The 24,882-nt window shown below is 64.2% G+C and carries 25 protein-coding genes and 5 tRNA genes; 7 read left to right on the top strand and 23 right to left on the bottom strand.

The window, feature by feature from the left end; translation table 11 throughout:
- The first annotated feature begins 181 nt into the window (after nucleotides 1-181).
- The 7 genes from IFU00_07365 (at nucleotide 182) to IFU00_07335 (ending at nucleotide 7,980) form a co-directional block, all read left to right on the top strand.
- Nucleotides 182-997: a universal stress protein gene (locus IFU00_07365; protein MBD8542092.1), complete on the top strand. Its 816-nt coding sequence runs from the start codon at nucleotides 182-184 to the stop codon at nucleotides 995-997.
- A complete protein-coding gene (locus IFU00_07360; GenBank protein MBD8542091.1) occupies nucleotides 997-3,495 on the top strand; it encodes a cation-translocating P-type ATPase in 2,499 nt (832 codons plus the stop codon). Before IFU00_07365 ends, IFU00_07360 begins: the two co-directional genes overlap by 1 nt.
- Nucleotides 3,496-3,638: 143 nt before the next feature.
- Nucleotides 3,639-4,610, top strand: coding sequence for a diguanylate cyclase (locus IFU00_07355; protein ID MBD8542090.1), 972 nt, complete (start codon nucleotides 3,639-3,641; stop codon nucleotides 4,608-4,610).
- Nucleotides 4,607-5,377: a helix-turn-helix domain-containing protein gene (locus IFU00_07350; GenBank protein ID MBD8542089.1), complete on the top strand. Its 771-nt coding sequence runs from the start codon at nucleotides 4,607-4,609 to the stop codon at nucleotides 5,375-5,377. The genes IFU00_07355 and IFU00_07350 overlap by 4 nt, the downstream gene beginning before the upstream one ends.
- A 145-nt stretch (nucleotides 5,378-5,522) precedes the next feature.
- Complete coding sequence (locus IFU00_07345) at nucleotides 5,523-6,578, top strand: NAD(P)-dependent alcohol dehydrogenase (GenBank protein ID MBD8542088.1); 1,056 nt, start codon at nucleotides 5,523-5,525, stop codon at nucleotides 6,576-6,578.
- 50 nt (nucleotides 6,579-6,628) lie between these two features.
- The gene (locus IFU00_07340; protein MBD8542087.1) at nucleotides 6,629-7,471 is read left to right on the top strand and encodes a universal stress protein; all 843 of its coding nucleotides are present in this window, start codon (nucleotides 6,629-6,631) and stop codon (nucleotides 7,469-7,471) included.
- A 101-nt stretch (nucleotides 7,472-7,572) separates the two neighbouring features.
- Nucleotides 7,573-7,980: a hypothetical protein gene (locus IFU00_07335; GenBank protein MBD8542086.1), complete on the top strand. Its 408-nt coding sequence runs from the start codon at nucleotides 7,573-7,575 to the stop codon at nucleotides 7,978-7,980.
- 80 nt (nucleotides 7,981-8,060) lie between these two features.
- Here IFU00_07335 and IFU00_07330 read toward each other — a convergent pair.
- From IFU00_07330 to fabG, 23 genes are all read right to left on the bottom strand, one after another.
- A tRNA-Cys gene (locus tag IFU00_07330) sits at nucleotides 8,061-8,134 on the bottom strand.
- 76 nt (nucleotides 8,135-8,210) lie between these two features.
- A tRNA-Gly gene (locus IFU00_07325) sits at nucleotides 8,211-8,286 on the bottom strand.
- Nucleotides 8,287-8,323: 37 nt separating this feature from the next.
- Nucleotides 8,324-8,399 (bottom strand) — tRNA-Gly (locus IFU00_07320).
- A gap of 76 nt (nucleotides 8,400-8,475) precedes the next feature.
- Nucleotides 8,476-8,551: transfer RNA gene (locus IFU00_07315), tRNA-Gly, on the bottom strand.
- Between the two features lie 67 nt (nucleotides 8,552-8,618).
- A tRNA-Gly gene (locus IFU00_07310) sits at nucleotides 8,619-8,694 on the bottom strand.
- 87 nt (nucleotides 8,695-8,781) lie between these two features.
- The gene (gene pgsA / locus IFU00_07305) at nucleotides 8,782-9,360 is read right to left on the bottom strand and encodes a CDP-diacylglycerol--glycerol-3-phosphate 3-phosphatidyltransferase (protein ID MBD8542085.1); all 579 of its coding nucleotides are present in this window, start codon (nucleotides 9,358-9,360) and stop codon (nucleotides 8,782-8,784) included.
- Between the two features lie 199 nt (nucleotides 9,361-9,559).
- Entirely contained in the window at nucleotides 9,560-11,422 is a 1,863-nt protein-coding gene (uvrC, locus tag IFU00_07300) for an excinuclease ABC subunit UvrC (GenBank protein MBD8542084.1), read from the bottom strand.
- Between the two features lie 156 nt (nucleotides 11,423-11,578).
- On the bottom strand, nucleotides 11,579-11,986 hold the full coding sequence (locus tag IFU00_07295; GenBank protein ID MBD8542083.1) for a holo-ACP synthase: 408 nt from the start codon (nucleotides 11,984-11,986) through the stop codon (nucleotides 11,579-11,581).
- Nucleotides 11,983-12,765 carry a pyridoxine 5'-phosphate synthase gene (pdxJ, locus tag IFU00_07290; GenBank protein MBD8542082.1) on the bottom strand — a complete coding sequence of 261 codons (783 nt, stop codon included), beginning with the start codon at nucleotides 12,763-12,765 and terminating at the stop codon, nucleotides 11,983-11,985. The genes IFU00_07295 and pdxJ overlap by 4 nt, the downstream gene beginning before the upstream one ends.
- 16 nt (nucleotides 12,766-12,781) lie before the next feature.
- The gene (gene recO, locus IFU00_07285) at nucleotides 12,782-13,600 is read right to left on the bottom strand and encodes a DNA repair protein RecO (GenBank protein ID MBD8542081.1); all 819 of its coding nucleotides are present in this window, start codon (nucleotides 13,598-13,600) and stop codon (nucleotides 12,782-12,784) included.
- A gap of 24 nt (nucleotides 13,601-13,624) precedes the next feature.
- The gene (gene era, locus IFU00_07280) at nucleotides 13,625-14,521 is read right to left on the bottom strand and encodes a GTPase Era (protein MBD8542080.1); all 897 of its coding nucleotides are present in this window, start codon (nucleotides 14,519-14,521) and stop codon (nucleotides 13,625-13,627) included.
- The gene (gene rnc / locus IFU00_07275) at nucleotides 14,518-15,336 is read right to left on the bottom strand and encodes a ribonuclease III (protein ID MBD8542079.1); all 819 of its coding nucleotides are present in this window, start codon (nucleotides 15,334-15,336) and stop codon (nucleotides 14,518-14,520) included. The genes era and rnc overlap by 4 nt, the downstream gene beginning before the upstream one ends.
- A 68-nt stretch (nucleotides 15,337-15,404) precedes the next feature.
- Nucleotides 15,405-15,791 (bottom strand): DUF4845 domain-containing protein, encoded by a 387-nt coding sequence (locus tag IFU00_07270; protein MBD8542078.1) that lies wholly within the window; start codon nucleotides 15,789-15,791, stop codon nucleotides 15,405-15,407.
- Between the two features lie 10 nt (nucleotides 15,792-15,801).
- Nucleotides 15,802-16,731, bottom strand: a complete 930-nt coding sequence (gene lepB, locus IFU00_07265; GenBank protein MBD8542077.1) for a signal peptidase I — start codon at nucleotides 16,729-16,731, stop codon at nucleotides 15,802-15,804.
- Nucleotides 16,731-18,524: an elongation factor 4 gene (lepA, locus tag IFU00_07260; protein ID MBD8542076.1), complete on the bottom strand. Its 1,794-nt coding sequence runs from the start codon at nucleotides 18,522-18,524 to the stop codon at nucleotides 16,731-16,733. Before lepA ends, lepB begins: the two co-directional genes overlap by 1 nt.
- 181 nt (nucleotides 18,525-18,705) lie before the next feature.
- Entirely contained in the window at nucleotides 18,706-19,011 is a 306-nt protein-coding gene (locus tag IFU00_07255) for a glutaredoxin family protein (protein MBD8542075.1), read from the bottom strand.
- Complete coding sequence (locus tag IFU00_07250; GenBank protein MBD8542074.1) at nucleotides 19,011-20,474, bottom strand: DegQ family serine endoprotease; 1,464 nt, start codon at nucleotides 20,472-20,474, stop codon at nucleotides 19,011-19,013. The genes IFU00_07255 and IFU00_07250 overlap by 1 nt, the downstream gene beginning before the upstream one ends.
- A 133-nt stretch (nucleotides 20,475-20,607) precedes the next feature.
- Nucleotides 20,608-20,922, bottom strand: coding sequence for a sigma-E factor negative regulatory protein (locus IFU00_07245; GenBank protein MBD8542073.1), 315 nt, complete (start codon nucleotides 20,920-20,922; stop codon nucleotides 20,608-20,610).
- Between the two features lie 72 nt (nucleotides 20,923-20,994).
- A complete protein-coding gene (gene rpoE / locus IFU00_07240; protein MBD8542072.1) occupies nucleotides 20,995-21,597 on the bottom strand; it encodes an RNA polymerase sigma factor RpoE in 603 nt (200 codons plus the stop codon).
- A gap of 53 nt (nucleotides 21,598-21,650) precedes the next feature.
- A complete protein-coding gene (locus IFU00_07235) occupies nucleotides 21,651-22,205 on the bottom strand; it encodes a hypothetical protein (protein ID MBD8542071.1) in 555 nt (184 codons plus the stop codon).
- Between the two features lie 175 nt (nucleotides 22,206-22,380).
- Nucleotides 22,381-23,628, bottom strand: a complete 1,248-nt coding sequence (gene fabF, locus IFU00_07230; protein MBD8542070.1) for a beta-ketoacyl-ACP synthase II — start codon at nucleotides 23,626-23,628, stop codon at nucleotides 22,381-22,383.
- A gap of 42 nt (nucleotides 23,629-23,670) precedes the next feature.
- Nucleotides 23,671-23,910 (bottom strand): acyl carrier protein, encoded by a 240-nt coding sequence (gene acpP, locus IFU00_07225; GenBank protein MBD8542069.1) that lies wholly within the window; start codon nucleotides 23,908-23,910, stop codon nucleotides 23,671-23,673.
- A 212-nt stretch (nucleotides 23,911-24,122) separates the two neighbouring features.
- A complete protein-coding gene (gene fabG, locus IFU00_07220) occupies nucleotides 24,123-24,860 on the bottom strand; it encodes a 3-oxoacyl-ACP reductase FabG (protein MBD8542068.1) in 738 nt (245 codons plus the stop codon).
- Nucleotides 24,861-24,882: the final 22 nt, after the last annotated feature.

Genomic DNA, 24,882 nt, shown 5'->3' with positions numbered 1-24,882 from the left:
TGACATGCATCAAAAATCGCGGCGACGCGAAGCCTGACGAACGTTCTTCGCCGTGTCTCGCCCGGCAAGTTTGATGCAGGTCAAATTCGGTGAAACCGGTTGCACCAAGCGCAAACGTCGCGCTGGACTGACCGCCACGACGCGCCGTACGCTGGCTGTCACGGCCATCCGGAGGTGCATCATGTGCTACAAGACCATCGTCGTTCACGTCGACCACTCTCTGCATGCGGAGGCGCGCATACGGTACGCGGCGCAACTGGCTGCCCGCTGCGGCGCGCACCTCGTCGGCAGCGCCTTTTCCGGCATCTCGCGCTATGCCGAGGCCGGCAGTACCATGCTACTGGCGCAGCAACACGAACGCCGGGGCGATCACGACACCGCACTGGCACGCTTCGACGCCATCGCCGCTGCCGCGGGCGTGGCCAGTCACGAGCGGCGCTATGCCGACGACGACCCGGCGGGCGGACTGGCGCTGCAAGGCCGTTACGCCGACCTCGTCGTCGTCAGCCAGACCGACCTCGACGATCCAGCGGCAGCGCACCTGGCCGGCCCGGTGCCGGCGCAGGTGGTCCAGGGCAGCGCGCGCCCGGTGCTGGTGCTTCCCCATGTACGCCGGCACGAGACGATCGGCGGGCGCATCATGCTGGCATGGGATGGCAGCCTGCAGGCAACGCGCGCCGTCGCCGGCGCCATGCCGCTGCTGCGCGATGCCGGCCTGGTAGCGATCATCCTGTTCCAGCCGTTCGAGGCGACCGGCCGCGAGCCGGGCACCGATCTCGCGCTGTATCTGGCACGCCAGGGCGTGCGCTGCGAGGTGCACGTCGAACCGTCGCCAATCGACGACGGCGCCGCCTTGCTGGCCTGCACGGATTGCCTCGATGCCGACCTGATCGTGATGGGCGCCTACGGCCGGCCGCGCCTGCGCGAACTGGTGCTGGGCGGCGTCACGGAAACGCTGCTGGACCGCATGACGGTGCCGGTGCTGATGGCGCACTGATGGCCGCCGAACCGACGGTCGATGGCTTGAGCGCCGCCGAGGCCGCGCACCGCATCGCCATGGACGGGCCGAACACGCTGGCCGAGACCGAGCGCCGCACCTGGCGCCGCATCGTCGCCGACAGCGCCCGCGAGCCGATGTTCCTGCTGCTCGTGGGCGCGGCTCTGCTGTACCTGGCACTGGGCCAGCTCGACGAAGGGCTGCTGCTGTGCCTGATGGTCGCCGTCAGCCTCGGCCTGGGCCTGTACCAGGAAGGCAAGACCGAGCGCGCCCTGGCCGCACTGCGCGACCTGGCCAGTCCGCGCGCACACGTCCTGCGCGATGGGTGCTGGCACGTCATCGACAGCGCCGGGATCGTGGCCGGCGATCTCGTCGCCGTCCACGAAGGCGACCGCGTGCCGGCCGATGCCCACGTGCTCAGCAGCACCGGACTGCAGGCTGACGAATCGCTGCTGACGGGCGAATCCATGCCGGTCGATAAGGACGCAACGGCCATGCTGTATGCCGGGTCCCTGGTGCTGCAGGGCCACGCGATCGCCCGCGTGGCCGCCACCGGCGGGCGCAGCCAGCTGGGCCGGATTGCCGCATCACTGCAGTCGCTGCGGCCCGCGCCGTCCCCGCTGCAGCGCCAGAGCGCCGCGCTGGCGCGCACCTTTGCCGTGCTGGGCATGGCGTTCAGCGTCGTTCTGGTGCTGGTTTATGGCCTCATGCGCGGCGACTGGCTGCAGGCCGTACTGGCAGGCATCGCGCTGGCCATGTCGATGCTGCCCGAAGAACTCGCGATCGTGATGACCGTGTTCCCCGCGATTGGCGCCTGGCGCCTGTCGCGGCAGCAGGTGCTGGTGCGGCGCCTGCCCGCGATCGAAACGCTGGGCGCCATCTCGGTCCTGTGCGTCGACAAGACCGGCACGCTGACGGCCAACCGGATGGACGTGGTGGCGCTGTATGCGCACGGCGCGCGCCATCCGGTGCTGGAGGAATCCCTGCCGGCCGCGCTGGCGCCGCTGCTTGAAACAGCCGTGCTGGCCAGCACTGCGACGGGCCCCGACCCGATCGACCGGGCCGTCCAGCGACTTGGCGCGGCGAACCTGCCGCCGGCGCAGCAGCACCCGGACTGGTCGCTGGTGCACGAATACGGTGTGAGTGCGCAGCAACGGGCACTGGTGCAGGTGTGGCGGCGCCCCGATGGGGTCCTGATCGCTGCAGCCAAGGGCGCGCCCGAAACCGTGCTGGGGTGGTGCAATCCTGATGCCGATGCCGATACCGGGGCCAGCGCCGGGCTGCTGGCTGCGGCGTCGTCCATGGCGCAGGATGGCCTGCGCATGCTGGCGGTGGCGCAGGCCACCCTGCCCGGCGCCAGCTGGCCCGCCCGCGCTGCCGATATCCCATTCACGCCAACCGGCCTGCTGGCCCTGGCCGACCCGCTGCGGACCGAGATCCCCGCTTGCGTCGCCCGCTGCGCCGGGGCCGGCATCCGCGTGGTGATGATCACGGGCGACCATCCGGACACGGCGCGCGCCATCGCGCGGCAGGCTAGGCTGGCCGACACGCCGGTCCTCACCGGCGCGGCGCTCGATGCGCTGGGCGATGCTGCGCTGGATGCGCGCATCGGCGCTCTCAGTATTTGCGCGCGCATTGCTCCGACGCAGAAACTGCGCCTGGTCCAGGCGTTCGCACGGAACGGCGCCACGGTCGGCATGACGGGGGACGGGGTCAATGACGCACCGGCACTCAAGGCCGCCCACGTGGGCATCGCCATGGGCGGGCGCGGTACCGACGTGGCGCGCGAGGCAGCGGCGCTGGTGCTGCTGGACGACCGCTTCGCGTCGATCGTCGATGCCATCGGCGCCGGCCGCCGGATCCACGACAACCTGCGCAAGTCGATCCGCTATGTCATTTCGATGCACGCACCGATCGCCGGCATGGCCATCCTGCCGATCCTCGCCGGCTGGCCGCCGTTGCTGTTTCCAATGCACATCGTGTTCATGGAATTGATCATCGATCCCGCCTGCACGCTGGTGTTCGAAAACGAGCCGGCGGCGCCCGGTGCGATGCTGCGCCCGCCCCGCGATGCGCAGGCGCCGCTGTTCACACCTGCCGCCCTGGCCCGCACGCTGGCGATGGGCCTCGGTCCGCTGCTGGGGGTGGCCCTGGCGTATGGCTGGGCACTGGGCGCACTGGCGCCGGCGCAGGCACGCGCTTTTGGCTTTACCACGCTGGTATTTGCCAACCTGTCGCTGATCCTGGTCAACCGCGCGGCTGGCGCGACCCTGTTTGGTTCACTGCGCCAGCCCAACCGGATTCTCTGGCTGGTCGTGGCGGCAGCCCTGGGCCTGCTGGCCCTTGCGCTGTACGTGCCGTGGCTGGCGGCGGTATTCCAGTTTGCGGCGCTGGCGCCGTTACTGGTCGCCGGCGCGGCCGTCATTGGTTTCGCAGGCGCGCTGCTGCCGGCGCTGCTGATGCGGCGACATGAATACTGGCCAGTTCGCTGCACGTGAAGATTTATGTCAACAACCAGTCGGTATTTTTTTGATGCAAATCAAAAATCAATAAAATATGTAACCTCTTCAACACCTTGATCTCGACGCGGCCCGGCGATGGGCCTATTGTCAATACATTCAGCACACCAAGCCGGAACGTCATGACATCCACGCCAGCCATCCAGCCAGCTTGCGCCAGCACTGCCGGGGAATTGGCGGCATCCGTGTTCCATCACAGCCGCGACGCCATCATGATCACGGCCCTGGATGGCACGATCCTCGCCGTCAACCGCGCATTTTGCACCATCACCGGGTATACCGAAGACGACGTGTGCGGCAAGAATCCGCGCATCCTCAAGTCGGGCGTGCAAGACCAGGCATTCTATGCCCGCATGTGGCAAGCGATCACCAGTCAGGGCTACTGGCAGGGCGAAGCCTGGAACCGGCGCAAGGATGGCACCCTGTTTGCCGAGCGCCTGACAATCGTTGCGGTCCCGGGCGCCGACGGCACGCCGCACCACTACATCGCCATGTTCGCCGATGTCACCAGCGCCAGCCTGCAGCGCCGCCGTCTCGAAGAACGCGCCAACTACGACGCGCTGACCGGCCTGCCCAACCGCGTCCTGCTCGGTGAGCGGCTGGAGCAGCTGCTGGCATGCGCGCGTGAAGCCTCGTCCAGCGTGGCGCTCGCCTTCATCGACCTGGATGGTTTCAAGCAGGTCAATGACAGCATGGGCCATCCGGCCGGCGACCGCCTGCTGGCCAGCATCGCCCAGAACCTGCGCGCTGCACTGCGCGGGTCCGACACACTGGCGCGCTTTGGCGGCGACGAGTTCGTCGCCGCACTGCCCGGCATGCACGACGACGCGCTGCTGGCCGCCCTGCTCGCCCGCGTGGCCGTTGCCGCCCGCGCGCCGATCGTCATCGATGGCAAGGCAATCTGCCTGTCAGCCAGTATCGGCGTCGCCGTGTATCCACGTGATGGCACCACGCCGGCGCAACTGATTGCCCATGCCGACGCCGCGATGTATGCCGCCAAGCGTGCAGCACGCGGCAGCGCAAGCCCCATCCATGTTTCCGCCGCCACCACGGTAGGCGGAAAGCAATACCACCATGAGGTACTACCACCATGAATGCACCGTTACGCATATCCCCCGGTCCGGCCCCACCCGGTTTGCTAACAGTTATGAAGGGCCAGTGCGGTGACTGCAACACCGGTGGCCTGTGCCTGTCCACCGGCCTGGACTCGGGCAGCAAGATGCGCTTCGACCGCCTGGTTGGCCAGCATCGCCGCGTCGCGGCCGGCGACACGCTGTACCGCACCGGCCAGCCACTGCGCAGCCTGTACGCGCTGCGCTGCGGTTTCTTCAAGACCCGCCGGCGCGGTCCTGCGGGGGACCAGATCACCGGCTTCCCGATGGCCGGCGAACTGATGGGGCTGGAGGCCGTGGGCACGGGCATTCACCAGTCCGACGCCATCGCGCTCGAGGACAGCATCGTGTGCGAACTGCCGTTCGCGGGGCTTGAACGCCTGTTCGAGGACATTCCCGGCCTGCATCGTCGTTTCTACCGGTTGATGAGCGGCGAAATCAACCGGGAACAGCATCTGATGCTGTTGCTCGGCCATATGCGGGCGGAGCAGCGGATGGCGACATTCCTGGCCGACATGGGAGCGGCCTATGCGGCGCGCGGCTATTCTCCCGCGCAATTTCAGTTGCGCATGTCGCGTGAAGACATCGGCAGCTATCTTGGCCTGACCATCGAAAGCATCAGCCGCCTGCTGGGCCGCTTTACCAAGCTGGGGCTGATCACAGTCGACAAGCGCGCCGTGGTGCTGACCGATCCGCAACGGATTGCCGAGATGGCAAGCGGCTTCTCGCCCTGCAGCCCGATGGTGTGACTGGCCGTGCCGCCAGGGCACACTGGCGGTTTTGATGCACGTCATGGATTTTGCGGCCCCTCCCCGTCATCCTCGTGAATGACACGACAGTCGGCCTGTCGTCGCCGGCAGCGCGACGGCAAGCACGAAGACACCGGAGGTTTTCATGAGCATGATGAACGCAGCAGTCTTCACCGGCCCCGGCCGCATCATCCTGGACCGCAAGCCGATTCCGGTCGCCGGGCCCGGCGAAGCCGTCATCAAGATCACGCTGACGACGATCTGCGGCACCGACGTCCATATCCTGAAGGGCGAGTATCCCGTCAAGCCGGGCCTGACGATCGGACACGAGCCGGTTGGCACGATCCACGAGCTGGGCCCCGGCGTGACCGGGTACCAGATTGGCCAGCGCGTGGTCGTGGGCGCCATTACGCCGTGTGGCCAGTGCCATACCTGCCTGGACGGACGCCATTCGCAGTGCGGCGGCCACGCCATCGGCGGCTGGCGCTTCGGCAACACGATCGACGGCTGTCAGGCCGAGTACCTGAAGGTGCCGTTTGCGATGGCCAACCTGGCGCCGATTCCCGACGGCCTGACCGATGAGCAGGTACTGATGTGCCCCGATATCATGAGCACCGGGTTTGGCGGCGCCGAACACGGCGGCATCCGGCTCGGCGATACGGTCGCCATTTTTGCGCAGGGCCCCATCGGCCTGTGCGCCACCGCCGGCGCCCGGCTGCGCGGCGCCAGTTGCATCATCGCTGTCGACGCCGTCCCCGAGCGCCTGAAGATGGCCCGGCAACTGGGGGCCGATCACACCATCGATTACCGCGAAACCGACCCGGTCGGGGAAATCCTGCGGCTGACCGGTGGCCAGGGCGTCGATGTTGCGATTGAGGCGCTCGGCACCCAGCAGACGTTCGAGAATTGCCTGCGCGCCCTCAAGCCGGGCGGCACCCTGTCGAGCCTGGGCGTGTATTCCGGCAAGCTGTCGCTGCCGATCGACGCCTTTGCGGCCGGGCTGGCCGACCAGTCGCTGGTTACCACGCTGTGCCCCGGCGGCAAGGAGCGCATGCGCCGTCTGATGGCCATCGTTGCCTCCGGCCGGCTCGACCTGCAACCGATGATCACGCACCGCTTCCGGCTCGAACAGATCGAAGAAGCGTACGACCTGTTTGCGAATCAGCGGGACGGCGTGCTGAAGGTGGCGATCACGCCCTGACGGCCGCCCGCCCGTCCATGTTCGCCACGTCACCAACCCAGGGGAAAGTCATGTCCTACCAATCGATTCTCGTCCACGCCTGCCAGCCGGAACTGGCGCAAGCACGCTACCGGCTGGCAGCGGCGATCGCGCTGGCCGAAGGGACGCGCCTGACCGGCATTGCCCTCTCGGGCGCGATCGAATTCATCGTCCGTTGCAGCGCCGCCGCTGGCGTCGCGCCCATCGGACCGGACGACTACAATTTCCTGACCGACAACGCGAAACGCACGTTGACGGACTTCGAGCACGCGGTGCGCGCCGCAGGCGTCGTGCCGCTGGAAAGTAAACTCAGCGATGAATCGGCCATCCGCGCCTTGCCGCTGGAGGCGCGCTATTGCGATCTGCTGCTGATCGGCCAGGTCACCCACCCCGATGCGATCTTGGCCGACGATTACTCGCTGGCACGCACTATCCTCATCCATGCGCCGTGCCCGGTGATGGTGGTGCCGTCCACGACCACTGTCACCAGGGTGCCCGTCCGGCCCCTGATCGCCTGGGACGGCAGCATGGAGGCGAGCCGGGCCGTGCGCGCCGCCCTGCCGCTGCTGCGCCACGCGGCCAGCGTGACGGCGGCATGCTTTCACCCGCAAAAATATAGTGGCACGCAAGTCCAGGCGGGCACCCAGCTTGCCACCTACCTGGCCAGTCACGGCATCGACGTCGAGATTCTGACGCCAGCGCCGGCACCAACCGGCAACATCGGCGAGGCGCTGCTCGGGCTGGCCGCCACAGGGGCACACGACCTGATCGTCATGGGCAACTTCGGCCATTCGCGCTTTCGTGAACTGGTGCTGGGCGGCGTCACCGAAACCGTGCTGGCCGGTACGGTCGTGCCCGTGCTGACAAGCCACTAGTCACACACGGTCTCCGACGCAGCACCGGCGTCGCGCTGTTTGCCGGCGACTGTTTGCACCCGCAGACATTCTTCGTGTTTCCACCCGGCCAAGGAGCCTTTATGCACACCCTCTCTGCGGATGAAGCGGCGCACGCCCTCGGTACTGCCCTTCGGCACACACACACGCAATTGTGCCGCCAGATCGACGCGCTGGCAGCGCAGCCTGAAGCGTCCTTCGCCGCCGGCTGGACGGACCTGGTGGCAGGGACCGAAACGGCCTTCCGGGATGAAGAGCGCGTGATGGAGGAGGTACGGTATGCCGGACTGGCAGAGCACCGGGCCGAGAATGCCTGCATTCTCAGCGCGTTGCATCACGTGTCGCCGCGCGTCGATGACGGCGACCACGGCATCGGACGTGAGGTGTTGTCGGCACTGGCGGCCATCATCTCGTCGCACCGGTGCGGCGTCAGGATCCGGCCGCTGGCCGCCGTGCAGTTGCGTGGGTATCAGCCGCCGCTCTGTGGCTGAGGTGCTGGGTCGCGGGGATGTCGACAGTATCGTCTGCGCAAACGCAAAACGGGCCCTGAAAGGGCCCGTGCGATGCGTTCTGGAGGCGAGGATCGGAGTCGAACCGACCTAGACGGCTTTGCAGGCCGCTGCATAACCGCTTTGCTACCTCGCCAGAGGATTTGATGCACTCGCGATGCGGGCGGTTATGCACCGCATCGACAAGGGAAGAATGGATCTTCCTGGAATTCTGGAGCGGGAGAAGAGGCTCGAACTCTCGACCTCAACCTTGGCAAGGTTGCGCTCTACCAACTGAGCTACTCCCGCTGGGGAGTACTACGTTACTACGCCATTTGCAAGACACTGGAGCGGGAGAAGAGGCTCGAACTCTCGACCTCAACCTTGGCAAGGTTGCGCTCTACCAACTGAGCTACTCCCGCTTAGAGCCATGCAATTACTGATTACATCTACTGCTTTACTACGCCAATGCTACGTTCTGCAACAACCAGCCGAAACTGGAGCGGGAGAAGAGGCTCGAACTCTCGACCTCAACCTTGGCAAGGTTGCGCTCTACCAACTGAGCTACTCCCGCGTACAGAACAACGATTATGACAGGTTTCAGACGTTTTTCCAAGATCGCGTGCCAACTTTGCAATCTTTGGAGCGGGAGAAGAGGCTCGAACTCTCGACCTCAACCTTGGCAAGGTTGCGCTCTACCAACTGAGCTACTCCCGCTTCGTCTTTCAATCTGTCGCGTTGTTGTCGCAACAGGCAGGCATTATAGAGATTCTATTCCGTACGTCAAGGATGCCCGGAAACTAATTAAATCGGGCCCGCTTTTTCCTTGATCAGGGGCCAGGCGCGGCGCAGATAGTAGAACATCGACCACACGGTCAGCACGCCCGCGATCCACAGCAGGTACTCGCCCCAGAAGTGGATATCGATGCCGAACAGGCGGTCGTGGAACAGCAGCATCGGGATCGCCGTCATCTGGGCCGCCGTCTTGATCTTGCCGATCGAGCTGACCGCGACCGAGCGCGTCGCGCCGATCTGCGCCATCCATTCGCGCAGCGCCGAGATCGTGATTTCGCGCCCGATGATGATGCCGGCAATGATCGCGTCGACGCGGTCGAGCTGGACCAGCACGAGCAGCGCCACGGCCACCATCAGCTTGTCGGCGACCGGGTCGAGGAAGGCGCCGAAGGCCGAGGTTTCGTTCCAGCGGCGGGCCAGGAAACCGTCGAACCAGTCGGTGATCGCGGCCACGATGAAGACGGACGTGGCGGCCAAGTTGCGGTCCTGCAGGCTCATCCAGTCGGAGGGAAGATAGAACAAGCCGACCACCAGCGGAATCAGGGCGACACGTAACCAGGTCAGGAGAATCGGGATATTTAAAGGCATGGGGGAGCTGATTACCGTGGAAAATGCTTGGCCGTAAGTCTACATGGCTAAGGGGGTTTGGGCCAGTTGACTCGTCGGTAATGTCGACGAACAGCGGACGCTGCGGTGCGTGCAAGCTCAACGGCTGTGGCACGGTGCCGGTTGACACCGGCTGCAGAGATTGGCGGCGCCGCAGAGCGCCGCGTCTCTCTGCCAACCTTCAGTGTAATTGCCGGTAAATTTCTTCGGCCAATGCGCTCGAAATACCCTCGACCGTCATCAGGTCTTCGACACTGGCGTCGATGACCCCGCGCAGGCCACCAAAGCGCGCCAGAAGGCGCTGGCGGCGCTTGGCGCCGATACCCTCGATCTCTTCCAGACGCGACGCCTGGCGCGTCTTGGCGCGCTTGGCGCGCATCCCGGTGATGGCGAAGCGGTGCGCCTCGTCGCGGATCAGGGCCACCAGCATCAGCGCCGCCGATTCCTTGCCCAGTTCCTGCGCCGGGCGGCCATCGGCGAAGATCAGGGTTTCCAGGCCGACGCGGCGCCCTTCCCCCTTGGCCACGCCGACGATCATCGACAGGTCCAGCCCCAGCTCTGTGAATACCTGGCGCGCCATCTCGACCTGGCCCTTGCCGCCGTCGACCAGCACGATGTCGGGCATCACGCCGGCGCCGGCCAGCACCTCGGCCGCCACTTTCTCGTAGCGGCGCATCAGCACCTGCCGCATCGCTGCGTAATCGTCGCCCGGCGTGATGCCGTTGATGTTGAAGCGGCGATACTCGCCGTTCTGCATCGCGTGGTGGTGGAACACGACGCACGACGCCTGCGTCGCCTCGCCTGCCGTGTGGCTGATATCGAAGCACTCGATGCGCAGTGCATCGAGATCGTCGGTCTCCAGCCCCAGCGTGTCGGCCAGCGCGCGCGTGCGCAGTTGCTGCGAGCCTTGCTCGGACAGCAGGCGCGCCAGCGCGATCTCGCCGCCCTTCTGCGCCATCTCAAGCCACTGGCGGCGCTGGCCGCCCGGCTGCAGCACGAGGTTGATGCGGTGGCCGCATTGCTCGCTGAGCGCCAGGATCAGCTCAGGCTGGTCGAACTCGACGTTCAGGATCAGCGTGCCCGGGATGAACTGGCCCGCATAGTGCTGCGCCAGGAACGCGCACAGCACTTCGACCTCGAGCGGGCATTCGCCCAGCGACTCGCCGACATGGCTCGGGAAGTACGCGCGGTCGCCCAGGTGTCGTCCGCCGCGGACCATCGCCAGGTTGACGCAGGCGCGCCCGCCCTGCAGCACGACGGCAATGACGTCGACATCGGCGTCGCCCACGGTTTCCATGCTTTGCGCGTGCAGCACTTTCGACAGCGCCTGGATCTGGTTGCGTACACCGGCGGCCTGCTCGAACTTCAGGTCCATCGCGTAGGTCTGCATCTTGTTCTGCAGATCGGCCATGACTTCGCTCTGGCGCCCGCGCAGGAAGCGCGCGGCGTTCTCGACGTCGAGCTTGTATTGCTCCGGCTCGATCAGCTTGACGCACGGCGCGCTGCAGCGGCCGATCTGGTGCAGCAGGCACGGCCGCGTGCGGTTGGCGTACACGCTGTCTTCACAGGTGCGCAGCATGAACACGCGCTGCAGCAGCTGGATCGATTCCTTGGCTGCCCACGCACTCGGGAATGGGCCGAAGTACTGGTTGCGCTTGTCGAGCGCGCCGCGGTAATACGCCATGCGCGGCGCTTCGCCGCCCGTGATCTTGATGTACGGGTACGATTTATCGTCGCGAAACAGGATGTTGTAGCGCGGCTTGAGCGACTTGATCAGGTTGTTTTCAAGGATCAGCGCTTCGGCCTCGCTGCTGACGATCGTCGTTTCCAGGCGCGCGATCTGCGACACCATCATCGCGATGCGCGGACTGGACAGGTTCTTCTGGAAATAGCTCGAGACGCGGTTCTTCAGATTGCGCGCCTTGCCGACGTATAAAACATTCTCGGCCGCGTCGAAGTAGCGGTAGACGCCAGGCAAACCAGGCAGGCGATTGACGGTCGCGAGCACCTGCGCGCGCACGTCGGGTTCGACCTTCGGGCTCAGTTCGCGGTTGGCCTCGGCGCGCGACTGATCACGCGCTTCTGCAAGGCGTTCGCGCCCCAGGCGCGCCGTCAGTTCGGGCGTGAGTTCGACACCGCTGTCGGTGGGCGTGGTGGGTACGACGGGCTTTGCTTCGGACATGAATCTCTTGAAAAGGGGTCAGGCTGTTGGCGCAGGGGCCTGGGTGACGATGACGAACGCGACGCCGTAATCGGCCTCGTCGCTGATCGACACCTGGGCGCTGAGCCGGTTCTGCTGCATGAATTCTTCGAGCGCGCCGCTGCAGACGATCACCGGTTTGCCGCTCGGGGCATTGAGCATCTGCATCGATCGCCAGGTCATCGGCATGCGGATCCCGGTGCCGATGGCTTTCGAGAACGCTTCCTTGGCCGAAAACCTCGTAGCCAAAAAACGCAGCCCGCGCACCGCATTCTTGGCGCTGCGGGCGTGGTACTTGGCCAGCTCTTGCGGGCCGAGGACTTTTTCGGCAAAGCGCGGGCCGCTGCGCGCCAGCGCTGCCTCCACGCGCGAAATCTGGACGATGTCGGTGCCGATGCCGTAGATCATGCCGGCTCGGTCCCGCTCGTATAGGCCGTGCCCAGGCGCGCCGCGACCATGATCGCCTTCATCTCGCGCACGGCGTTTTCAAAGCCCACAAACAAGGCGTGGCCGACAATGGCGTGGCCGATGTTCAGCTCGTGCAGATCCTTGATAGCCGCGATCGGCTGGACGTTGGTGTAGTGCAGGCCGTGGCCGGCATTCACGCGCAGGCCGCGCTGGACGCCTTCACGCGCGCCGAAGCGGATGCGTTCGAGCTCGTGCGCTACTTCGTCCGGCGTGGCTTCCGCATAGCGGCCCGTGTGCAGCTCGATGACGGTTGCGCCGACGGCGGCGGCCGCCTCGATCTGGCGCGCGTCGGCATCGATGAACAGCGAGACGCGGATGCCCTCGTCCTTCAGCTGCTTCACGGCCGCCTCGACCTCGTTGTAGTAACGCACGACGTCGAGGCCGCCTTCGGTCGTGACTTCTTCGCGCCGCTCGGGCACCAGGCACACGTCCTGTGGCTTGACGCGGCAGGCGAAATCGATCATCTCGCGCGTGACGGCCGCTTCCAGGTTCATGCGGGTGGCCAGCAGCGGGCGCAATGCGATCACGTCGGCGTCGCGGATGTGGCGGCGATCTTCACGCAGATGCAGCGTGATCAGGTCGGCGCCAGCCTGCTCGGCCAGCAGCGCGCCGCGTAGAGGATCGGGATAAGTCGTGCCGCGCGCATTGCGCACGGTGGCGATGTGGTCGATGTTCACGCCCAGGTCGATCACCTGGCCAACGGGTTGCAGGAAGCTCATGGTGTTTGGTCTTGTTTTACAGTTGCATCAAGTCGATCAGGATCTGGCGCGTGTTGAGCGGCTGGCCGCCCAGGTGGTGCGCCAGCAGGAAGCGCATCAATTGCTTGCTTTGCGCCTGCGTGGCCGGGTCAGTATAGTCTTCGCGCTCCATGTCCAGCAGCGTCTTGCCCAGTACCACCGGCCAGACTTCGCCGGCACCGGCTTCGCGCGCGCCGCGTTCGGGGTCCACTACATAGTCACCGCCCGACTCCACCCGACTGCGCGTGGTCGTACAGCGGCTCAGATCGGCAGCGACCCCTGTCTCCTTAAGTAAGGCCCGTTCGAATTTTCGCAAGACAATTTGCGCAGGTTCGCCGTGCGCCAACTGGTTCAAGGTCGAGACATAGTGGTCGAACAGGGCTGGATGGCGATCGTCGCGCGCCAGCAGCTTGACGAGGAGTTCGTTGAGGTAGAAGCCGCACAACAGCGCCGTGCGCTCAAGCGGGAGCATGCCGCCGACCCATTCGGCGTCGATCAGCGTGCGCAGCTCGGACTTGCCGCTCCACGACACGGACAGCGGCTGGAAGGTTTGCAGCACGCCACGCAGCTTGGAAAACGGGCGCTTGGCGCCCTTGGCCACGACACCCACGCGACCGTGGTCGCGCGTGAACATGTCGATGATCAGGCTGGTTTCTTTGTAGGGATAGCTGTGCAGCACGAAGCCGGGCTGGCCCAGCACGCGGCCGTCACGCGAAGAGGTCCTGGCCGGTGCGCTGGCCGACGCGCGGGTCCGCTTGGCGGGCGTTGGCGCCGCCTGCTCGGGCGCGTCGTCGATCAGGTCATCGTGGCTCGGCATGCTGTGTGGGCGCGCTCCGGGAACTTACTCGTAACCGTAGGCGCGCAGGCCCATTTCATTGTCGGCCCAGCCCGATTTGACCTTGACCCAGATTTCCAGGTACACGGGACCGCCGAACAGTTTTTCCATATCGAGGCGCGATTGCGTCGAAATTTCTTTCAGGCGCGCACCCTTGTTACCGATGATCATCGATTTATGGGTGTCGCGCTCGACCAGGATGGCGGCAAACACGCGGCGCAGATTGCCCTCTTGCAGGAACTGCTCGATCAGCACGGTGCTGGTGTACGGCAATTCGTCGCCCGACAGGCGGAATACTTTTTCACGGACGATCTCGGCCGCGAGGAACTTTTCGCTGCGGTCGGTGATGTCGTCGGGGCCAAACACGGGCGCATTCTGCGGCAGGTGGTTCTTGATCTCGTTTTCCAGCGCATCGATCTGGAAGCGCAGCTTGGCAGAGACCGGCACGACAGCGGCGAATTCGCGCATCGCGGCGATCTTTTGCGCGAACGGCATCAAGACGGCCTTGTCCTTGACGTGGTCGGACTTGTTCAGCACCAGGATCACCGGCACGTTCTTAGGCAACAGTTCCAGTACTTGCTGGTCGGCCGGGCCGAAGGTGCCGGCTTCGAGCAGATACAGGACGACGTCGGCCGAGATCAGCGTGTTCGAGACGGTTTTGTTGAGCGTCTTGTTCAGCGCGTTGGCATGCCGGGTCTGGAAGCCCGGCGTGTCGACGTAGATGAACTGGGCGTCGTCGCGGGTCTGGATGCCGGTGATGCGGTGGCGGGTGGTCTGCGCCTTGCGCGACGTGATCGACACCTTGGCGCCGATCAGGACGTTCATCAGCGTCGACTTGCCGACGTTCGGACGGCCAACGATGGCGATATAGCCGCAGCGGAAATTGTCGGGGATGGCGTTCATGCTTTTTTGCTTCCTGGTTGTTCTGGCTTTGCCGCAGCCGGCGCCAAGGATTGGTCTGGGGCGCCGCCCTGATTGGTGGCGATGCCGGCCAGCTTGAGCTGGGCCGTGCGCGGCTTGGCCTTGCGGCTCACAGGCGACTTGGCCAGCGCCTTCTGGGCGGCGCCCAGGGCCAGGCTGGCCGCGGCCTGCTCGGCAGCGCGGCGGCTGCCACCGCGCCCGAACACTTGCACACTCAATTTGGGCACCAGGCATTCGACTTCGAATTCCTGGCTGTGTGCGGCGCCGTGCGTGGCCACCACATTATACGTCGGCAGCGCGATCCGCTTGGCCTGCAGGAATTCCTGCAGCAGCGTCTTGGCGTCCTTGCCCAGCGTGCCCGGGTCGACCGTATCGAGCAGCGGAATATAGAAGGCGCGGATGACGTCGCGCGCACTGTCGAATCCGGCATCGAGGAAGATCGCGCCCAGCAGGGCTTCGAGCGTATCGGCCAGGATCGACGGACGGCGAAAGCCCCCCGATTTCAGTTCGCCCTCGCCCAGGCGCAGGAACTGCGACAGGTCGAGCTTCTGGGCGATTTCAAACAGCGCCTGCTGCTTGACGAGATTGGCGCGCAGGCGCGACAGGTCGCCTTCATCCAGGCCACGATAGCGCTCGTACAGGATCGAGGCGACGACGCAGTTCAGGATCGAGTCGCCCAGAAATTCGAGGCGCTCGTTATGCAGCGCGCTATGGCTACGGTGGGTCAGGGCTTGCTGAAGCAGCCCGGCATCCCGGAATGTGTAGCCCAAGCGCGTCTGCAATAACTGATGATTCATTGTCGGTGTCGTGTGCGTGGCCGGCGCCAGGCGCCCTGCCACGAAGTCCATATGGCGTGAAAGTACGGTTACGGTGCGGCGGTACTGGCCTCGGCAACGATGCCGCTCGGGTCCGTGGTGCCGGAAAAATCGATGAGGATGCTGACGTTGCCGGCCAGGGGCAGGCGTTTTTCGTAGGCGAAGCTGATCTCGAGGTCGCCATTGTCGCGTGTGAAGACCAGGTCGGTGCCGCGGATGGCTTCGACGTCGTTGATGCTGGTGTTGCGGTCGAACGCTGCCTGCATCGCCCGCACCGTGCCGCCTTCGGCCTTGGTCTTGACGATCGCGGTCTTGATCGCGTTGTACTCGATATAGGCCGGAATCATGCGCATCGCAAAGACCAGCACGAGGCCGATCACGGCGAGGGCCACGATCAGGCCGGTCAAGGTGACGCCCTGCTGTTTGCTCCGGACCATACGCACCCCTTTAGTGAATGCCGCCAACGCGTTTGAAGTTGCCAAAGTTCATCCAGACGACGAATGCCTTGCCCACGATATTACGGTCTGGCACGAAGCCCCAGTAGCGGCTGTCGGCGCTGTTGTCGCGGTTGTCGCCCATCATGAAATACTGGCCGGCCGGCACGACGCAGGTGAACTTGTCTTCCGTATAGTCGCAGGCTTCGCGCAGCGGGAACTGCTCGACGCTGGGGAAGTCAAAGTTGCGGCGATCGGCCGTGTTCAGGATGCGATGTTGCGTGAAACCGCCCGGGCTCGGCAGTTTTTCTTCGAGCTGCTTGTGGTAGACCGGATGCTGGTCGTCCAGGTAATCGTCCAGCGGCGTGTACTCGACGGCCTTGCCATTGACGGTCAGGCGTTTGTCTTCGTAGGTGATGGTATCACCAGGCACGCCAACGACGCGCTTGATGTAATCCTGGCTCATGTCCTTTGGATATTTAAACACCATCACGTCGCCCCGCTGCGGGTCATTGATCTGGATAATTTTCTTGTTGATGATTGGCAGGCGAATACCGTAGGTGTACTTGTTCACCAGGATGAAGTCGCCCACCAGCAACGTCGGCACCATCGACGACGACGGGATCTTGAACGGCTCCCACAGGAACGAGCGCAGGATGAACACCATCGCAATCACCGGGAAGAAGCTGCCCGAATACTCGACCCAGGTCGGCTGGCGCACGTGCGCCGCTTCGATCGCAGCGCGGTTGCCGTTGTGGTCGACCTTGATGCCCTCGGCCACCAGCTTGGCGTTGCGCGCATCGTACTCGCGCAGCGCGGCATCGGCGGCGCGCCGGCGCTGCTTTGCCAACACAAACCGGTCCAGGCACCAGATGATGCCCGTGATGACCATCAGCACGAACAGGATCAGGGCAAAATTGCTCAACACGGGTTGCAGGTTCATTATTTGTCTTCCACCTGGAGGATCGCCAGGAACGCCTCTTGTGGAATCTCCACCGAACCGACCTGCTTCATGCGTTTCTTGCCTGCCTTTTGCTTCTCGAGCAGTTTCTTTTTACGGGAAATATCGCCGCCGTAGCACTTGGCCAGCACGTTCTTGCGCAGTGCCTTCACGTTTTCACGCGAAATGATCGTTGCGCCAATGGCGGCCTGGATCGCGACGTCGAACATCTGGCGCGGGATCAGTTCGCGCATCTTCGCCGCCACCTGGCGGCCACGGTACGGTGCGTTGGCACGGTGCACGATGATCGCCAGCGCATCGACCTTCTCGCTGTTGATCAGCATATCGACCTTGACGACGTCGGCAGCGCGGTTTTCCTTGAACTCGTAATCCATCGACGCGTAACCGCGCGACGTGGACTTCAGGCGATCGAAGAAGTCCAGCACGATCTCGGCCATCGGGATTTCGTAGTGCAGCTTCACCTGGCGACCGTGGTAGGCCATGTCCATCTGGATGCCGCGCTTGCCATTACACAGCGTCATCACGGCGCCCACGTATTCTTGCGGCATGTACAGGTTGACGTCGACGATCGGCTCGCGCACTTCGTTGATCTTCGATGGTTCCGGCATCTTCGATGGATTGTCGACGCGGATCATGGTGCCGTCGCGCATTTCGACTTCGTACACCACGGTCGGGGCCGTCGTGATCAGGTCCATGTCAAATTCGCGCTCGAGGCGCTCCTGCACGATTTCCATGTGCAACAGGCCCAGGAAGCCGCAGCGGAAGCCGAAGCCCAGCGCCTGCGAGACTTCCGGCTCGTACATCAGGGCGGCATCGTTCAGCTTGAGCTTTTCGAGGGAATCGCGCAGCGCATCGTACTGGTTGGCTTCGACCGGGAACAGGCCGGCAAACACTTGCGGCTGCACTTCCTTGAAGCCCGGCAGCGGTTCAGTAGCCGGCTTGTTGGCCAGGGTCACTGTATCGCCCACCTTCGCGGCGGTCAGTTCCTTGATGCCGGCGATGATGAAGCCCACCTGGCCAGCCGACAGCGACGGCAGCGAGACCGAGCGCGGCGTGAACACGCCGATGCTTTCGACCAGGTTCACCGAACCGGTCGCCATCAGCAGAATCTTGTCTTTCGGACGCAGCGTGCCGTTGATCACGCGCACCAGCATCACGACGCCGACGTAGGGGTCGTACCACGAGTCGACGATCAGCGCCTGCAGCGGCGCATCGGCGTCGCCTTTCGGCGGCGGCACGCGGGCGATCAGCGTTTCCAGCACGTCTTCGATGCCCAGGCCCGTCTTGGCCGAGCACATCGTCGCGTCGCTGGCATCAATGCCGATGACGTCTTCGATTTCCTTGCGTGCGTTGTCCGGGTCGGCGTGCGGCAAGTCGATCTTGTTCAGGATCGGCACCACTTCGACGCCCAGGTCGAGTGCGGTGTAGCAGTTGGCGACCGTCTGCGCTTCCACGCCCTGCGACGCGTCGACCACCAGCAGCGCGCCTTCGCAGGCGGACAGCGAGCGGCTTACTTCGTAGGAGAAGTCGACGTGACCCGGGGTGTCGATCAGGTTCAGGTTATAGACCTGGCCATCGCGCGCCTTGTAATGCAGGGCCGCGGTCTGGGCCTTGATGGTGATGCCGCGCTCGCGTTCCAGGTCCATCGAATCGAGCACCTGGGCATCCATTTCACGGTCCGACAAGCCGCCGCACAGCTGAATGATGCGGTCAGCCAGGGTCGATTTACCGTGGTCGATGTGGGCGATGATGGAGAAGTTACGTATGTTGTTCATTAACAGAGCTCAAAACCAAATAGACCGCGAATGCGGCGGATACGACTGAATCAGGGTGCACGTGCCGCGCGCGGCAAACAGAAAAAGCGCCGCGCCGGGGCCGTGCCGGTCCCCAGGCGAGCGCCATGGCAAAGCAAACAATTCTGGGGAGGGCCGTCTTGAAACACGCCAACCCGGCATTTTACCGGATTTCGGGACGCCCAACGGGATTTCCGGCCTGCCCATCAAGGTAGGCCAGCACGGCGGTGCGGTCGAGGAAGTAATGGCACAGCTCGGGCTGGTCGAGTGCGCCATACAGCACCGGCACCAGCTCGTCGAAGCGCGCCACCAGTGCGGGATCGGCATCGACGTCCAGCACAGTGATGGCGAACGGCTGCGCCGAGGTTTCCAGGGCCCGCAGCGCGGCCAGCATGTCGTCGCACAGATGGCAATACCCGCGCGCATACAGCGTGAACGATACTGGTGGCGCGGCGGGCACTGCGCGCATCAGGGACGCGGCTTGATGGTCAGGTATTGCGTGGCGCCGTCGCGTTGCACCAGCAGCGCCACCGGCTTCGCCTTGTCATGCTTGGCGAGCAGACCCGCGAACTGTTCGACGCTCGTTAGCGGCGTGTTGTTCCACTGCAGGAGCACGTCGCCCGGCTCGATGCCGGCGCTGGCTGCGGCGCCGGTCGCGTTCTCGACCAGCACGCCGCCCTCCACGCCCAACTGGCGGCGGTCGGCCTGCGGGATAGCCGACAAGGTCAAGCCAAACGCATTGGCCGTCGCGCCCTGTGCCGGCTTTTTCGCCGCAGGCTTGCCAAGCGTCGATTTCTCGTCCTGCAGCTCGACGATCGTGACCGGTACCTCGACCTGCGCGCCGCGGCGCCAGACGGTGACGCTGGCGCGGCTGCCGACCTTGGCGGCGCCCACCAGGCGCGGCAGGTCGCGCGTGGTCTCGACCGGCTGCTTGTTGAAGGCCAGGATGATGTCGCCGACCTTGATGCCGCCCTTCTCGGCCGGCCCGCCCGCCTCGACCATCGACACTTCGGCGCCGCGCGCCTTGCCCAGGCCCAGCGATTCGGCCACGTCGCGCGTGACCTCGCTGATCTGCACGCCGATGCGGCCCCGCGTGACCTTGCCGGTGGCCTTGAGTTGCTCGGACACGCGCGTGACTTCATCGATCGGCACCGCGAACGAGATGCCGTTGTACGCGCCGGACAAGGTGGCGATCTGCGAATTGATGCCGATGACTTCGCCGCGCATATTGATCAGCGGACCGCCCGAGTTACCCGGGTTGACGGCCACGTCGCTCTGGATCAGCGGCAGGTACTCGCCCGTGTCGCGCGACTTGGCCGAAATGATGCCGGCCGTGACCGTGTTTTCGAGGCCGAATGGCGAGCCGATCGCCAGCACCCATTCGCCGACGCGGATCTTGCTCGAGTCGCCCGTGCGCAGGTACGGGAGGTTGGTGGCGGTCAGCTTGAGCAGTGCGACGTCCGAGCGGCGGTCGGCGCCCAGCACCTTGGCCTTGAATTCGCGCCGGTCGGTCAGCGTGACCGTGACTTCGTCGGCGCCTTCGACGACGTGGGCATTGGTCAGCACGTAACCATCGCCCGAAATGATGAAGCCGGAGCCGACGCCGCGCTGGACTTCGCGCTCTTCTTCGGCTTGCGGCGGGCCGCGCCGGCCGCCGCGCGGCGGCATCTGGCCACCGAAGAAGCGGCGCAAGAATTCCTGCATTTCTTCTTCGCCGGGTGCCCCGCCCCGCGTGCTGACACGTTCGGTGGTGCGGATATTCACGACAGCCGGGCCGACCTTGTCGATCACATCGGTGAAGTCGGGCAAGCCCGTGACGGTGGGCGCCGACACAGGTGCGGCGCCAGCGGCATACGCAGGCGACAGGGTGAATGCAGAGGTGCCGGACACGAGCAGTGCCGACAAGAGCAGGCTGGCAGTTTTACTGGTCATGGATTCGCTGTTGAATGGCTAAGATTGACCAAATGGTAAGCCAAAAACGGCGCTTTGTCGCGTCGCGAGGCGTCGCGTGCAGGACGGCCCGGGCCGCACAGCGTGACAGCCTGATCTGAGGAGGAAGCGCGGCTCAGGAAGCGCCAGGATTGGCGAGGATAGCTGCCTGACCCGTCGACTCGGTGGCGCTGCGGGCACCATCGCCACCTTCGGGTGCCAATGCCACCGACTCAGCCGCCAGGCGCGCCGCCAGCCGTTCGGCAAAGCCGGGCGACAGCGCTGGCGCGGGCGTAGCGCGCAGCGTGTCCCTGATCAGGTGATACCGGTCCCACGCCGCTTTGCCATCCTTTTCCTGAAGTGCGGCAAACGCCAACTCCACATCGGCCTGCGGCAATTCGCCGTCGACCAGTGCGGAGATATGCGCGCGTAGTGTCTCGTTGGTGTCCATCGGAGTGTCCGTCGACGTCGGTGTGTTCACGGTAAGTTCAATCTTAATGCTGTGTTCGTACGATCCCGCTACCTACCGTCGTTTGTCAACCGGAAATTCAAGCAAAGGCCGCAATTTTTCGGCAATGACTTCGCGCGCCCGAAAAATACGGCTGCGTACCGTACCGATGGGACAGGCCATTACTTCAAATATTTCTTCGTAGCTGAGTCCTTCTATTTCGCGCAAGACAATTGCCGTGCGTAATTCCAGGGGCAGCGCTTCCATGGCCGCATTCACCGTGTGGGCGATCTGCTTACTGGCCAGCATTGACTCCGGCGTATTAATGTCACGCAGGCTGTCCGCATCGTCAAAGCCTTCAGCCCCTTCAGCATCTGTTTCAGTCGAGGTCGGCGCGCGCCTGCCTTGGGTCACCAGGTAATTCTTGGCCGTGTTAATGCCTATCCGATACAGCCAGGTATAAAACGCGGAATCGCCGCGAAAATGGCGCAGTGCCCGGTACGCCTTGATGAACGTTTCCTGCACGACGTCTTCGGCCTCGGCCGGATCGTGAACAAGACGCGACACCAGGCGCATCAAGCGGCGCTGGTACTTGGAGACGAGCAGATCGAACGCCTTATGTTCCCCTGCCTGCACGCGCTCCACCAGCAACTGATCACTCTCGCGTTCTGTCGTCACGGACCATGCCCCATTGGCGACCCTCTCCTGAGAGTTGATCCCCTGCAATAAGTTCAAAGTATTTTTGTCGCTTCGTCGCGCGCACCCTGCGCCAACGACCGTACGGCCACGGACAGCGCACGAAAGTCGCCTGGCGACAGGCTGTCGCGCAGTACGACGAGCGCTACCGTCTTGCCGGCCGCCGTGCGCAGACGCAGCAGAATGCAGCCCGGCCAGACCGTGGCACCCGGCAGCAGCGTCACCGCAACGCCTTCGGACGTGGGGCCGGATGAACCCGCTACGTGCAGTGCGCCGGCCGCGCGCATCTCTTGTTGTACCGTCAGGCGTAGCTGCCCAAGTCCAGAAATATCAAGGCGGTGTGCCGTTCCAAATTTGGGCAAAAGTGCATGGGAATCAGCCTGTAAGCAAGCCTGCAGACGATGGCGTGCGCGGACCAACGGCCACCCCAGCGCCGCAGCGCCGGCCAGCGGCACAAGGGCGACCAGCCCGCCCAACGCGAAGCGTTCAGGCGTGCCAAGGCCGATGACCAATGCGGTCGCAATGAGGGCGCCACCGAGCGCGGCGCACAGCCAATACAGGCAACGCGACGGCCGGACGATGACAGACACCGCACAGTTCATACAACGAGGGAAACAGGAATAACAGGAATCGGCTGGCCCGGCGGGCAAGCTGCGGACGGTTGCCGCCAGCACCGGAGCATCACCGCTGTAGAACAACAAGCGGGCAATGCACCGGGCTACAGAAAACGCCCATCCCGTTCGACCGGGATGGGGCTGGTCAAGTTCAGATTTTCGCGAAAACGAGCGTACCGTTGGTACCGCCGAAACCGAACGAGTTCTTCACCGCGTAATCGATCTTCATCTCACGCGCCGTGTTGGCGCAGAAGTCCAGGTCGCACTCGGGATCCTGGTTGAAGATGTTGATCGTCGGCGGCGAGATCTGGTTATGGATCGCCAGTACCGTGAACACCGATTCCAGGCCGCCGGCGCCACCAAGCAGGTGACCGGTCATCGACTTGGTCGAATTCACGACAATCTTCTTGGCATGGTCGCCAAACACGCGCTTGATGCCACGCACTTCTGCAGCATCGCCCAATGGCGTCGAGGTGCCGTGCGCATTCACGTACTGCACCTGGTCGGCATTGATGCCGGCGTTGTTGAGGGCATTGACCATGCAACGTGCCGCGCCACTGCCATCCTCGACCGGCGAGGTGATGTGGTTGGCGTCTGCACTCATGCCAAAGCCGATGACTTCAGCGTAGATGCGGGCGCCGCGCGCGACAGCGTGCTCATACTCTTCGACGACCATGACACCGGCGCCCTCACCCAGCACGAAGCCGTCGCGGTCGCGGTCCCACGGACGCGAGGCTGTGGCCGGATCATCGTTGCGGGTCGACAGTGCGCGTGCCGAGGCGAAGCCGCCCAGGCCCAGTGGCGACACGGTCGACTCGGCGCCGCCTGCGATCATCACGTCAGCGTCGCCGTATTCGATCAGGCGCGCTGCCGCGCCGATGCTGTGCAGGCCGGTGGTGCAAGCGGTGACGATGGCCAGGTTCGGGCCACGCAGGCCGAACTTGATCGAGAGATCGCCCGAGATCATGTTGATGATCGAGGCTGGCACGAAGAATGGCGAAATACGGCGTGCGCCGCGGTTCATGTATTCCTCTTTGGTGGCTTCGATCAGCGGCAAGCCGCCGATGCCCGAACCGATCACCACGCCAATGCGGTCCGCATTTTCTTCGGTAACAACCAGGCCCGAATCCTGCAGGGCCTGGATACCGGCTGCCATGCCGTAATGGATAAAGCTATCCATATGGCGGCCTTCTTTGCCCGGCAGGTAATCCTCGACGACGAAGTTCTTTACTTCACCAGCGAAGTGGGTCGTGAATTGCGACGCATCAAACTTGGTGATGGCGGCAATACCCGACTTGCCAGCCAGCGCTGCATCCCACGCTTCGGTAACGGTGTTACCGATTGGTGAAATGCAGCCCAGGCCAGTGACGACGACACGGCGGTTGCGTGAACGACTCAAGCGATTCTCCCAAAAACTGTAAAGCGACTACTAGACCCCGACTCAGGCTTTGACGTGCGCGGTAGCGTAGTCGATGGCTTGCTTGACGGTGGTGATCTTCTCAGCCTGTTCGTCAGGGATTTCCATTTCGAACTCATCTTCCAGAGCCATCACCAGCTCGACGGTGTCCAGCGAGTCAGCACCGAGGTCGTCAACGAACGAGGATTCGATTTTGATGTCGGCTTCAGCAACACCCAGTTGCTCAGCGACGATTTTTTTAACGCGTTGTTCGATATCCGACATGTTGTAGCTCCATTAAGGTATGTGTTGCGGAAAGTGCGCGCATTTTATCAGGTTTGCGACCTGAAAAACTATTTTCGGCGACTGCGCCTAACTCGCCGGAAAGTCCTGCTAAAAGTCGGGATTGCACCGATATCGTCCTGTTCAAACGGGGCCAATTATCGTGCAATCCTTCGCTCTATTGCTTCTGATTTCGTGCTTGATGCTTAATATACTTAATTCATGTACATGCCGCCGTTCACATGCAGCTCGGTGCCTGTGATATAGGCCGCTTGCGGACCGGCCAGGAACGCCACTGCATGCGCGATGTCTTCCGGCTGGCCAAGGCGGCCCAGCGGAATCTGGGTCAGCAGTGCAGCGTGCTGGTCGTCGCCCAGCGACTTGGTCATGTCGGTATCGATGAAGCCCGGCGCGACGCAATTGACAGTGATATTGCGGCTGCCGATCTCGCGCGCCAGCGCGCGGGTCATGCCGGCCACGCCCGCCTTGGCCGCTGCATAGTTCATCTGGCCCGGGTTGCCCGAGGCGCCCACCACCGACGTGATGTTGATGATGCGGCCCGCCTTGGCCTTCATCATCCCGCGCAGCACCAGTCGCGACAGGCGGCCGACGGCGGTCAGGTTGGTGGCGATCACGCCGTCCCACTCATCGTCCTTCATGCGCATGGCCAGGTTGTCCTGGGTGATGCCAGCATTGTTGACAAGGATCGACAGGCTGCCGAAGTCCTTCTGCACATCCGCCACGACGGCCGCGCAGCGTTCGCTGTCGAGCACATTCAGGACGACGCCCTTGCCGCCGAACGGCGCCAGGTAGTCCGAGATCGCCTGCGCGCCGGCGTCGCTGGTGGCGGTGCCGACGACTTTCGCGCCCTGGCGTGCCAGTTCGAGAGCGATGGCCTTGCCGATGCCGCGCGATGCGCCGCTGATCAGGGCGACTTGGTTTTCCAGATTCATGGTGGTCCTCTTGTTGGGGTTG

It is taken from the genome of Oxalobacteraceae sp. CFBP 8761, assembly GCA_014841595.1.
Lineage (GTDB): Bacteria > Pseudomonadota > Gammaproteobacteria > Burkholderiales > Burkholderiaceae_D > Telluria.
This window is presented reverse-complemented; position numbering and strand designations above follow the sequence as displayed.